The organism is Amycolatopsis pittospori (genome assembly GCF_013870525.1).
Classification (GTDB): Bacteria; Actinomycetota; Actinomycetes; order Mycobacteriales; family Pseudonocardiaceae; genus Amycolatopsis; species Amycolatopsis pittospori.
Genome location: NZ_JACBXD010000011.1, coordinates 126,130 through 136,958, shown reverse-complemented (window position 1 = coordinate 136,958; position 10,829 = coordinate 126,130). Strand labels below are relative to the sequence as shown.

The window sequence follows — 10,829 nt, the reverse complement described above, 5'->3', positions numbered from 1 at the left end:
CCCAGCCCGGCCGGGAACGGCCCGAGCGCGTCCCGGGCCGAGGGCGGGACGCGCAGCGCGTCGTCCTCGCCCCAGACCAGCGCGCGTGTGCGCAGCAGTGTCAGTGCCTCGCCGATCCCGGTACCCACGAGCCGCGCGACCTCGGCCGCGGGGACCGGATCGGTGTCCGCTCCGGCCAGCAGCAGGGCATCGAGTACGGCGAGGGTGAAGGTGTCGAGGTCTTCGCAGGCGCGCGCGACGGAGCCCGGCGTGCCGGCCCGGGTGGCGAGCACGATCGTGTCGGACGGGGGTGGCGTGGACAGGTCGCGACGGGTGCGCAGCAGCGCGGCGAGGGCGTCGTCGGACTCCTGGCGCAGCCAGTCCGCCAGGGAGGGCGCGGGCATAGACGACCAGGATACCGGGCGGGTGATGGCCCGGCAGTCGTGTTCGGGCAGACTGTCCCTCGAGAACGGCTTGACCATGCTCTGGAGGACGTTGTGGCGAAGGGCGAGAACAAGAAGCGCGCGGGCATCGACCCGACGTGGCCCGGTGAAGACGGGGAACACCCCGTCACCGAGCTCGCATCCGATCGGCAGGGCGCGCTGTCCCCGTTCGGCGACGTGACCTTCCCGCTCGACGCGGTGCCGTACGTGCACCCCGAGACCGAGATCAACAAGTAGCGAAGTCGCTGGCGGGTCTCCCGCGGGCGGGTTTCCGTCAGCGCGCGAGTTACTCGTCAGTCACCCCCTGCGAGGCTCCGTGGCGGTCGTCACGGGAGTAGGTTTTCGATCGACCTATTCGAGCGTTCCTCAGCGGGGGTAGTGCCATGCCGGTTCCCGGTCCCGGATATTCGATCACCGTCCGGGTGGAGGCCCCCGCGTCGTCCACCGCGGCGGGTGACCTGACGACCGCCGTCGGCCGGGTCGGCGGCGTGCTGACCGCGTTCGACGTCGTCGAGTCGCACCCCGACTCGATCGTCGTCGACATCAGCGCCAACGCCCTGTCGGAGAACCACGCGCAGGACATCACGCAGACCCTGGACTCGCTGCCGGGCGTCCGTGTCCGCAAGGTCTCCGACCGGACGTTCCTGATCCACCTCGGCGGCAAGATCGAGGTCACCCCCAAGGTCGCGCTCCGCAACCGTGACGACCTCTCCCGCGCGTACACCCCCGGTGTCGCGCGGGTCTGCCAGGCGATCGCCGCGAATCCCGAAGACGCGCGCCGCCTGACCATCAAGCGGAACACCGTCGCCGTCGTCACCGACGGTTCGGCCGTGCTCGGCCTGGGCAACATCGGCCCGGCCGCGGCGCTGCCGGTGATGGAGGGCAAGGCGGCGCTGTTCAAGAAGTTCGCGGACGTCGACGCGTGGCCGGTGTGCCTGGACACCCAGGACACCGAAGAGATCATCAAGATCGTCAAGGCGATCGCCCCGGTGTACGCCGGAATCAACCTCGAAGACATCGCCGCGCCGCGCTGCTTCGAGATCGAGGCGCGGCTGCGCGAGCAGCTCGACATCCCGGTGTTCCACGACGACCAGCACGGCACCGCGATCGTCGTGGTCGCCGCGCTGCGCAACGCCCTGCGCGTGGTCGGGAAGAACATCGAAGACTGCAAGATCGTCGTCAGCGGCGTCGGCGCGGCCGGTTCGGCGATTATCCGCCTGCTGCTGCGCAAGGGCCCGGGCGACATCGTGGCCGCCGACATCGACGGCATCGTGCACTCCGCGCGCGGCAACCTCGACGACAACCTGGCCTGGATCGCCGAGCACACGAACTCCGAGCAGCAGGCGGGCACGCTGCACGAGGCGCTCGTCGGCGCCGACGTGTTCATCGGGGTCTCCGCGCCGAACCTGTTCGGCGCCGAGCAGGTCGCGACCATGAAGTCCGACGCCGTCGTGTTCGCGCTTGCCAACCCGGACCCGGAGATCGACCCGCTGGAGGCGCAGAAGCACGCCGCCGTGGTCGCCACCGGCCGCAGCGACTTCCCGAACCAGATCAACAACGTGCTCGCGTTCCCCGGCGTGTTCCGCGGCCTGCTCGACGCGCACGCGCACCAGATCGACGACTCGATGCTGCTCGCGGCCGCCGACGCCATCGCGGACGTCGTGGACAACGGCAAGCTGAACGCGTCGTTCATCGTGCCGAGCGTCTTCGACAACGCCGTCGCCCCCGCGGTGGCGGACGCCGTCAAGAAGGCCGCCAAGGCGGTCGCGAAGTAGCAAAGGTCCCTTGCTCCATTCGGTCTCGCTCTCACCACTGAGAGCGAGACCGATACCGGACCTGAGAGGGACGCCAGGCGCACCCGAACCTTCATAGAGTCGACTCCGACCAGGAGATCGATCATGAACGGGGGTAAGGGGATGAGCCGATCCGTCTTGCGCGGAATCGGAACCATCGCGGCCGCGGTGGCCACCATGGCGGCGCTCGTACCGGCGACGGCGTCCGCCGCGACGGGCTCGCTGAAATGGGCACCGTGCCCGGACGTGGCCACCTTGCAGTGCGCCACGGTGAAGGTCCCGCTCGACTACCGGAAGCCGGGCGGGCCGACCATCGACGTCGCCGTGTCGAAGCTCGCCAGCACGAAACCGGCCAAGCGTCGCGGGGTCATGCTGATGAACCCGGGAGGGCCCGGCGGTCCGGGGCTGACCATGCCCGACAGCCTGCGGGCCGCGGGCGTGCCGTCGAGCGTGCTCGACGCGTACGACCTGATCGGGTTCGACCCGCGGGGTATCGGCAGCAGTACGCCGGTCACCTGCGATCTCAAGCCCGAGCAGCTGGTCAGCAACGTGCCGCCGTACGCGCGTGACGCGGCGGCGGTGGCGGAGCGGGCGAAGGACGTGGCCGGCGTCGCGAAGCAGTGCGGGGACTCGAAGACCGCGGCGATCCTGCCGTACATCACCACGGCCAACACCGCCCGGGACATGGACCGCATCCGGGAAGCCTTGGGTGAGAAGAAGATCTCCTACTACGGCGTTTCGTACGGCAGCTACCTCGGTGCCGCGTACGCGACGCTGTTCCCGCAGCAGACCGATCGCGTCGTGATCGACAGCGTGACCGGTCCGGGCGGGCTCGACCCGTCGACCTCGCGTCGGCTGGCGGAGGGGTTCCAGGACCGCTTCCCGGACTTCGCGCAGTGGGCGGCCGCACGGCACGCCAGCTACGGGCTGGGCCGCACCCCGCAGCAGGTGACGGCGAAGTTCTACGAGCTCGCGGCCAAGCTCGACGGCGGCGCGGTTCCGGGGGTGGACGGCGCGGCGTTCCGGATGGGGACGTTCGGTGCGCTGTACTCGACCAGTTCCTTCCCCACGCTGGCACAGCAGTGGCAGACGTTCGACGGCGAAGGCGTCGTGAAGCAGACCGAGAAGGCGGCGCAGGTCGACGTCGGCAATCTGCTGTCCGGTCAGCTGCATGTGGTCTGCAACGACGCGAACTGGCCCGAGAACGTCGGTACCTACCAGCGCAACGTCGAGAAGGACCGGGTGAAGTACCCGATGTTCGGCGCGGCCGGGGCGAACATCTGGGCGTGCGCGTTCTGGCCGTCCGAGCCGATCGAGCCGCCGGTGCGGATCGGTGACCGTGGCCCGTCGAACATCCTGCTGGTGCAGAACCTGCGTGATCCCGCCACGCCGCTCAGCGGCGCCAAGGAGATGCGGCGCGCGCTGGGCGACCGGGCGAGGATGGTGTCGGTCGACGACGGCGGGCACGGGGTCTGGCTGAGCTCGGAGAACGCTTGCGGCAACAACGCCGTCAATCGGTTCTTCGTGGAAGGCAAGCGTCCCGCGCACGACACGGCCTGCGCCGCGGACAAGGGCGGGCTCTTCGATTCGATGACGCCGCAGCAGCGGCAGGAACGGGATAAGGCGCTCGACGAGGTTCGCTCGAAGCAGCGGGTGTTCTGAGGACTAGCCTGCTGGGCGTGAGTGAACTCAGCCACGTCGACCATACGGGCGCCGCCCGTATGGTCGACGTTTCCGGCAAGACGCCCACCGCCCGCACCGCGCTGGCGGGCGGCACCGTCCACACGACGGCCGAGGTACTCGGCCTGCTGGCGACGGACGGGCTCCCCAAGGGCGACGCCCTCGCGACCGCGCGGATCGCGGGCATCATGGGCGCGAAGAAGGTGCCCGAGCTGATCCCGCTCTGCCACCAGATCGCGCTGTCCGGGGTGAAGGTCGAATTCGTCCTCGACGAGACCGCCGTGCACATCACCGCGACCGCGAAGACGAACGACCGGACCGGCGTCGAGATGGAGGCGCTGACCGCCGTCGCCGTCGCCGGGCTGACCCTGCACGACATGATCAAGGCCGTCGATCCGGCGGCGACCCTCGACGACGTCCGCCTGATCCGCAAGGACGGCGGCAAGACCGGGACCTGGGAGCGGCCGTGAGCCGCGTCGCCCGTGTGATCGTGGCCTCGAACCGGGCCGCGAAGGGCGTCTACGAGGACACGACCGGACCGGTCATCACCGAATGGCTCGTTTCGCGTGGCTGGGACGTGCCGGATCCCGTCGTCGTCGAAGACGGGGACCCGGTGGGTGCCGCACTGCGGGACGCCGTCACGGCCGGGGTCCAGGTGATCGTGACCACCGGCGGCACCGGCATCTCGCCGACCGACCGCACCCCGGACGTCACCCGCGCGATCCTCGACTACGAACTCCCCGGCGTGGCCGACGCGATCCGGGCCGCCGGACTGCCCAAGGTGCCCACGGCCGTGCTCTCGCGCGGGGTCGCCGGTGTGGCCGGGCGGACCCTCGTGGTGAACCTGCCCGGCTCGCGCGGCGGCGTGAAGGACGGCCTGGGCGTACTGGACGGGATCCTCGACCACGCCGTCGACCAGCTGGCGGGCGGCGACCACCCACGGGAGGCACAGCAGTGAACGTTCGGGTCGCACGCGTCGCGGTGGTCGACGAGCCGCTTTCGGTCGAGGAGCACGCCCGGCTGGTGGACGACGCCGCCGCGGGCGCCGTCGTCACCTTCGGCGGGGTGGTCCGCGACCACGACGGCGGACGGTCGGTGGAACGGCTCGCCTACGAGGGACATCCCAGCGCTTCGGAGGTGCTCGCGGAGGTCGTCGCGGACCTCTCGGCGAAGTGGACCGGCGTGCGGGCCGTCGCCGTCAGCCATCGGCTGGGCGCGCTGGCCATCGGCGACGTCGCGCTGGCGTGCGCCGTGGCGGCCGAACACCGGGGACAGGCCTTCGCCGCCTGCTCGGAGCTGGTGGACGAGGTCAAGGCGCGGCTACCGGTGTGGAAGCACCAGCACTTCAGCGATGGCAGCGACGAATGGGTCAATTCGCCGTAAGGGGTCGTGAGTGGCGATTCGGGTTCTAACCCGAATCGCCACTCACGACCACCTGTACCGAGCCGCTCACCGTCCCGGGACGCAACAGAGCCCCACCGCCGGGGGAATGGCGCGGTGGGGCTCTGTCAGTCGCGACGTGGCCGTGCGGGGAATCCCGCAGGCATCACGACTTACTGGTGCTCATGAGCTCACTTGGTGGCGAGCTTCTGGCCGACGACGATGAAGTCGGCGTTCGGCACGAATTCCTTGTTCAGGTCCTGCAGCTTCTGGAAGCCACCCTGGACGTTGAACTTGGAAGCGATCTTGGACAGCGTGTCGCCGGCCACGACGGTGTAGTCACCCGCCGGGTTGGAGTTCGCGACATTGGCCACGGCCGGGGCCGGAGCCGGGGCCTGCTGCTTGGCGACCGGGGCGGTCGACTTCTTCGGGGTCACCTTCTTGGTGGCCTTCGGGGCGGTCGACTTGGCCTTGGCGGGGCTGGCGGAGCCGCCCTTCTTGCCACAGTGCGGCCACGCGCCGATGCCCTGACCCTGCAGGACGCGCTCGGCGACAGCGATCTGCTGCTCACGCGAAGCGTTGGCGGCGCTGCCGGTGCCACCGTAGGCGCGCCAGGTGCTCTGCGAGAACTGCAGACCACCGTAGTAGCCGTTACCGGTGTTGGTGCTCCAGTTGCCGCTGCTCTCGCACTGCGCGATGGCGTCCCAGTTGGTCGCCGACGCGGGGGTCGCGGCGATGGCGAGGGGCGCTCCGACCGCGACGCCGGCAATGGCGACACGGGCGATGTGGCGAGTGGCGGCGGACATCTTGCGGTGCTTGCCTCGGTAAGACATGTGAGTAAATCTCGCTCCCTGCGCCTACGAGTCTGGGCTGAGGGAAGACCCGGAGGTCTGGCCGGCCTTCGCAGGCCGGCGACTTCGCCGGACGCACGCCGCGTCGGCTCTGTCCCCTCGTCCCTGTCCGGAAATGCTTTCGCTCGGGGTTGGGTCCGGGAATCCGTTGGACAGGGCTCGGCGCTACGGGTTCCCGGTCTAGCGTGGTCGGTCGGGGCCAACCGAAAAGCGACGGTACGTAACGAACGGCCTGATCGGAAATTATTCGAGCTGTGACCTACATCACAGTAACAGCACGCAACCCATAACGATTCGGCTGTTCTTGCAGGTCAGCGGGCCGTTACCGGACCGTTTCCTGGTCGAGATAATTCACGGATCGTGAGGCTTGCATCACGTGGATTAAGGGGTCACTGGCCCATTCGTGCGCTTTCGCGCGCTAGTGGGCCGGGCACTTTAGCGAGACCTCAAGAAGTCCGCCAGTCCTGGCAGGTCATCCGTATTCAGGTGGTCGACCCCGGCGGCGACCAGCGCTTTCCACAGAGCGTCACGATCGGGACCGGCGGCGTCAGGTGTCGCCCAGAACCGCACCCGCTGACCCGCCGCGTGCGCCCGCTCGACGATGTCGTGCAGCTTCGCGCGCTCGGCGGCGGGGAACTCGCCGGCGCCGGTCCAGGTGAACAGTCCGGTCCAGGAGTCCGAGACCAGCGGGGTCACGCGGGGGTCCGAGCCGATGTGCAGGTCGTTCTCGTCCTTGATCCGGCCGTCGTAGAAGGCGAGCCGGACCTTCTGCCCGAGCATCACGTCCTTCGGGCGCCCGCCGGAGATGACCGCGGTGACGGCTCGCTTCTGAACGTGCCCGAACGCGTACAAGGAGAAGAGAAAGGAGTAGCGCGGGTTGTAGAGGCGCTTCTCCAGTGCCGCGTAGGTGCTGTCCGCGTCCCCCTTGACGTCGATCAGCAACTGGAACTCCGTTGATGCCTTCTCGGCGGGAAAGCGTGCCTCGAAGGGGTTCTGTTTCCGGTAGACGCCCACACCGTGGTTGGCCAGGACGCGCTTGCGCAGCGGCTCCAGGTAGAGCGACTCCAGGGTGCGATCCGGGCGCGTGTCCGCGAGGTCGTGGGCGACCAGCAGCTGCCCGTCCACCAGGTAGATGTCCGCCTCGACGCTCGTGAAGCCCTGATCGAGCGCGTCGTGCAGCGGACGGGTGTGCTCGTAGTCGTTGTGGCTGTGCGCCTGCGGAAGCGGCCGTACGCCGCGTTCGTGGGCGGAGGCCGGCGCGGTCGCCAGGCTCGTGGCGGCGACGGCGGCGAGCAGCGCGGCGAGGACACGGCGGGGAGTGATCACTGGCGCATCCTCGGCGGCTTCGGCGTCCGGACGGTGAATTCCGGACGGACTGCGGGTCAAAGGCCTCGGAACGCTGGCGGGGGTCACGCGGCGGAGCGTCGGTCCGTGAAGGCCTCCTTCCCTACTTTGAGGGTAGGGAAGGAGGCCTTCACGGCAGACGGAGGCCAGCGGGGGGAGCAAGGGACCTTTGCTATCACTTTCCCGCGTTGCCGCAGGTCAGCCGCCCGCGAACGGGGGCAGGACGTCCAGTTCGGCGGCGTCGGTCAGCGGCCGGGTGAGATCCCGCACCGCGACGCCGTCCAGCAGGTACGAGACCGCTTCGAGCAGCTTCGGCAGCTTTTCCGGGTGGAGTTCACGCAGGTGGGCGATGGCGTCGGTGACGCGGGAGCCGTCCGGCAGGGTCACCTTCTCCTCGTCGAAGCCGACGGCCGCGCGGGCCGACGCGAAGTACCGCACCACGATGGTCACCATGTCAGCCGCCGATCGCGCTCATCGGCCGGATCGGCTGCGCGAAGCCGGCCTCGTTGATCTCGTGTCCGGCGAGCTTGCCCCACATGGTCGCCCGCCAGGCGTCCGCTACCTCTTCTTCGCGCGCGCCCGCGCGCACGAGCGCGCGTAGGTCGGTCTCGTCGTTGCTGAACAGGCACGACCGCACCGCGCCGTCGGCGGTCAGCCGTGTCCGCTCGCAGGCGCCGCAGAAGGGCCTCGTCACCGACGCGATCACGCCGACGTCGCCCGGGCCGCCGTCGACCAGCCAGCGTTCGGCGGGCGCGCCACCGCGGGCGGCGGGGAACGGCGACAGCGTGAACTCCTCGCCGAGCATGCCGAGGATCTGCTCGGCGGTGATCATGTCGCGCCGGTTCCAGCCGTGCTGCGCGTCCAGCGGCATCTGCTCGATGAACCGCAGGTGGTAGCCCTCGGCGAGGCAGAACCGCAGCAGCGGCACGGCCTGGTCCTCGTTCAGCCCGCGCATCAGCACCGCGTTGACCTTCACCGGGTCCAGCCCGGCCTCCCGCGCCGCGGCCATGCCGGCGAGCACGTGGGACAGCCTGTCGCGGCGGGTGATCTTCTCGAACAGCGCGCGATCGACGGTGTCCAGCGAGACGTTGATGCGGTCCAGACCGGCGTCGGCCAGCGGTTTGGCGCGTTTCGCGAGCCCGATCCCGTTGGTGGTCATGGAAAGCCGCGGCCGCGGTTCGAGCGCCGCGATCCGTTCGACGACCTTCTCCAGGCCCTGGCGCAGCAGCGGTTCGCCGCCGGTGAGCCGGATGTCGGTGACGCCGAGCCGTTCGACGGCGATCCGCAGCAGGAACACGAGTTCGTCGTCGGTCAGCACGTCCGCGCTCGGCATCCATTCGAGCCCTTCGGCGGGCATGCAGTAGGTGCAGCGCAGATTGCACTTGTCGGTGAGTGACACCCGCAGGTCGGTCGCCACCCTGCCGAAGGTGTCGATCAGCTTGGGGTTGTCCGGCCTGGGCACGGTGGGGCGGCCACGTGTACCGGGGACACGGGGAAACCCGAGATCGACTGCTGTCATTGCCACCAGACTAACCCCGAAGTGGGAGAAACCGACTGTCTAGAATGCATTTCGTACCGAATCGCCGCATGGCCTGGTTTCTTCCCGAAGGGTTTTCCGGATGGCGAAATATCCGCTCTCGGCGGAGGAAATTGCCCGGTTCGCCCACCTCGGCCGCGAAGGCAGCACGTTGACCGTCCTCCGGCACGCGAGGATCGCCGAGCGGATGGGCCTGTCGGCCACCGACCACAAAGCACTCGAACTCATCGGGCAGGCGCGAGGACCGTTGACAGCGGGCAGGATCGCGGAGCTGACCGGGTTGTCGACGGGCGCTGTGACCGGTGTCATGGACAGGCTGGAGAAGGCGGGTCTCGCCCGTCGTGTCCGCGACACCGTCGATCGCCGGAAAGTGCTGATAGAGGTCGTCCCGGGGGCCATGGACCGGCATGCGCCGCTCTTCGAATCCGCGTACACGAGCATGAAGAACCTGCTCGAACAGTTCTCTCCGGACGAACGGAAAGTGCTGGAGCGTTTCCAGAGCGCGTTGCTCGATGACCTCCGTGACGAACTGCTCGGCAATTCCTCTCGTCCGTAGCTTTTCCGCATCTGCGGAAGTAGCCTCCTCTTCATGCCGCAATTCCGGTTGTCCGAGGCCGCTCGTCTGCTCGGCGTCAGTGACGACACCGTCCGCCGCTGGGTCCGCGCCGGCCAGTTGACCGCGTTCGACGACTCGGCGGGCCGCAAGGTCGTCGACGGCGCCGAACTGGCCGCGTTCGCGAAGGCGCAGGCCGAACAGCCCGAGGATCCCTCCGGCGTCGGCCGGTCCGCGCGAAACCGGTTCGTCGGCCTGGTCACCGAGGTCGTCGTGGACAAGGTGATGGCACAGGTCGAACTCCAATGCGGCCCGCATCGCGTGGTCTCCCTGATGAGCGCCGAAGCCGTCCGGGAACTCGGGCTGCGGCCCGGGGTGCTCGCGGTCGCCGTCGTCAAGGCCACCACCGTCGTGGTCGAAACCCCGGAAGGAAGCCGATGAGGAGACTCGTCCCCGCCCTGCTCGCGCTGGCACTGGCCGCGACGGCCTGCGGCTCGGAGCAGCCCGCCGCGGAGCAGACCGAGGCCAAGACGCTGATGGTGTTCGCGGCGGCGTCGCTGACCGAGTCGTTCGGGGCACTGGGGAAGCAGTTCGAGGCGAAGAACCCCGGTGTGACCGTGAAGTTCAGCTTCGAGGGCTCTTCGGCGCTGGTCCAGAAGCTGATCCAGGGCGCGAAGGCGGACGTCTTCGCCTCCGCGGACCAGGCCAACATGGACAAGGCCACCCAGGGCGAGGTGATCGACGGGCAGCCGTCGGTGTTCGCCACCAACCGGCTCGCCATCGCCGTCGGCAAAGGGAACCCCAAGGGCGTCAAGGGCCTGGCGGACCTCGCCAAGGACGGGGCGACCGTGGTCGTCTGCGCGCCGCAGGTGCCGTGCGGCGCGGCGGCGAAGAAGGTCCAGCAGGCATCCGGGGTCACGCTGAAGCCCGCGAGTGAGGAGCAGGACGTCAAGTCGGTGCTCGCGAAGGTGCAGTCGGGGGACGCCGACGCCGGACTCGTCTACGTCACCGACGCGACCTCGGCCGCCGCGAAGGTCGACAAGGTGGACTTCCCGGAGTCGGCGGGCGCGGTCAACAGTTACCCGATCGCGGTGGTCAAGGACGCTCTGCAGGCCGCGCTCGCGAAGCAGTTCACGGACTTCGTCCTCGGTGCCGAAGGCAAGCAGGAACTGGCGAAGGTCGGTTTTGGCACGCCCTGATCCCGCATTTCGTCCTCTGAATGCGGTAGATGCACGCGCAAGGACCGCATTCAGAGGACGAAACGCGGGG

11 protein-coding genes and 2 pseudogenes are annotated in these 10,829 nt (G+C 69.1%); 8 read left to right on the top strand and 5 right to left on the bottom strand.

Annotation, left to right across the window (positions count from 1 at the left end):
* Positions 1–383 (bottom strand): annotated as a pseudogene (locus H5J31_RS09115) (helicase-associated domain-containing protein); the annotation flags it as partial.
* 93 nt (positions 384–476) lie between these two features.
* On the opposite strand from H5J31_RS09115, the gene H5J31_RS09110 reads away from it, so the two are divergent.
* The 5 genes and pseudogenes from H5J31_RS09110 to H5J31_RS39600 all read left to right on the top strand — a co-directional run bounded on the left by H5J31_RS09110 (position 477) and on the right by H5J31_RS39600 (position 5,278).
* A complete protein-coding gene (locus H5J31_RS09110; protein WP_181772029.1) occupies positions 477–659 on the top strand; it encodes a hypothetical protein in 183 nt (60 codons plus the stop codon).
* 146 nt (positions 660–805) lie between these two features.
* Complete coding sequence (locus H5J31_RS09105) at positions 806–2,197, top strand: NAD-dependent malic enzyme (RefSeq protein WP_181772028.1); 1,392 nt, start codon at positions 806–808, stop codon at positions 2,195–2,197.
* Between the two features lie 141 nt (positions 2,198–2,338).
* Positions 2,339–3,877: an alpha/beta hydrolase gene (locus H5J31_RS09100; protein WP_181772040.1), complete on the top strand. Its 1,539-nt coding sequence runs from the start codon at positions 2,339–2,341 to the stop codon at positions 3,875–3,877.
* A gap of 17 nt (positions 3,878–3,894) precedes the next feature.
* The gene (moaC, locus tag H5J31_RS09095) at positions 3,895–4,365 is read left to right on the top strand and encodes a cyclic pyranopterin monophosphate synthase MoaC (RefSeq protein WP_016337573.1); all 471 of its coding nucleotides are present in this window, start codon (positions 3,895–3,897) and stop codon (positions 4,363–4,365) included.
* A pseudogene (locus tag H5J31_RS39600) lies at positions 4,362–5,278 on the top strand (molybdenum cofactor biosynthesis protein MoaE). The gene moaC and the pseudogene H5J31_RS39600 overlap by 4 nt, the downstream one beginning before the upstream one ends.
* 188 nt (positions 5,279–5,466) lie before the next feature.
* On the opposite strand, the gene H5J31_RS09080 reads toward H5J31_RS39600, so the two are convergent.
* The 4 genes from H5J31_RS09080 to moaA form a co-directional block, all read right to left on the bottom strand.
* On the bottom strand, positions 5,467–6,108 hold the full coding sequence (locus H5J31_RS09080) for a transglycosylase family protein (protein WP_236004854.1): 642 nt from the start codon (positions 6,106–6,108) through the stop codon (positions 5,467–5,469).
* A 453-nt stretch (positions 6,109–6,561) separates the two neighbouring features.
* The gene (locus H5J31_RS09075) at positions 6,562–7,452 is read right to left on the bottom strand and encodes a phosphatidylinositol-specific phospholipase C/glycerophosphodiester phosphodiesterase family protein (protein ID WP_181772025.1); all 891 of its coding nucleotides are present in this window, start codon (positions 7,450–7,452) and stop codon (positions 6,562–6,564) included.
* A gap of 216 nt (positions 7,453–7,668) precedes the next feature.
* Positions 7,669–7,923, bottom strand: coding sequence for a MoaD/ThiS family protein (locus tag H5J31_RS09070; protein ID WP_181772024.1), 255 nt, complete (start codon positions 7,921–7,923; stop codon positions 7,669–7,671).
* Between the two features lies 1 nt (position 7,924).
* The gene (gene moaA, locus H5J31_RS09065; RefSeq protein ID WP_181772023.1) at positions 7,925–8,989 is read right to left on the bottom strand and encodes a GTP 3',8-cyclase MoaA; all 1,065 of its coding nucleotides are present in this window, start codon (positions 8,987–8,989) and stop codon (positions 7,925–7,927) included.
* Between the two features lie 100 nt (positions 8,990–9,089).
* Here moaA and H5J31_RS09060 point away from each other — a divergent pair, with 100 nt between their 5' ends.
* The 3 genes from H5J31_RS09060 to modA are packed head-to-tail and all read left to right on the top strand — an operon-like array spanning position 9,090 to position 10,759.
* Positions 9,090–9,563, top strand: a complete 474-nt coding sequence (locus H5J31_RS09060; protein ID WP_181772022.1) for a MarR family transcriptional regulator — start codon at positions 9,090–9,092, stop codon at positions 9,561–9,563.
* A 33-nt stretch (positions 9,564–9,596) separates the two neighbouring features.
* The gene (locus H5J31_RS09055) at positions 9,597–10,001 is read left to right on the top strand and encodes a TOBE domain-containing protein (RefSeq protein WP_181772021.1); all 405 of its coding nucleotides are present in this window, start codon (positions 9,597–9,599) and stop codon (positions 9,999–10,001) included.
* A complete protein-coding gene (modA, locus tag H5J31_RS09050) occupies positions 9,998–10,759 on the top strand; it encodes a molybdate ABC transporter substrate-binding protein (protein WP_181772020.1) in 762 nt (253 codons plus the stop codon). The genes H5J31_RS09055 and modA overlap by 4 nt, the downstream gene beginning before the upstream one ends.
* Positions 10,760–10,829 lie beyond the last annotated feature (70 nt).

Coding starts and splice junctions, on each gene's coding strand:
- H5J31_RS09105 (WP_181772028.1), top strand. CDS start 806: ATGCCGGTTCCCGGTCCCGGATATTCGATCACCGTCCGGGTGGAGGCC.
- H5J31_RS09100 (WP_181772040.1), top strand. CDS start 2,339: ATGAGCCGATCCGTCTTGCGCGGAATCGGAACCATCGCGGCCGCGGTG.
- H5J31_RS09080 (WP_236004854.1), bottom strand. CDS start 6,108: ATGTCTTACCGAGGCAAGCACCGCAAGATGTCCGCCGCCACTCGCCAC.
- H5J31_RS09070 (WP_181772024.1), bottom strand. CDS start 7,923: ATGGTGACCATCGTGGTGCGGTACTTCGCGTCGGCCCGCGCGGCCGTC.
- moaA (WP_181772023.1), bottom strand. CDS start 8,989: ATGACAGCAGTCGATCTCGGGTTTCCCCGTGTCCCCGGTACACGTGGC.
- H5J31_RS09060 (WP_181772022.1), top strand. CDS start 9,090: ATGGCGAAATATCCGCTCTCGGCGGAGGAAATTGCCCGGTTCGCCCAC.
- H5J31_RS09055 (WP_181772021.1), top strand. CDS start 9,597: ATGCCGCAATTCCGGTTGTCCGAGGCCGCTCGTCTGCTCGGCGTCAGT.
- modA (WP_181772020.1), top strand. CDS start 9,998: ATGAGGAGACTCGTCCCCGCCCTGCTCGCGCTGGCACTGGCCGCGACG.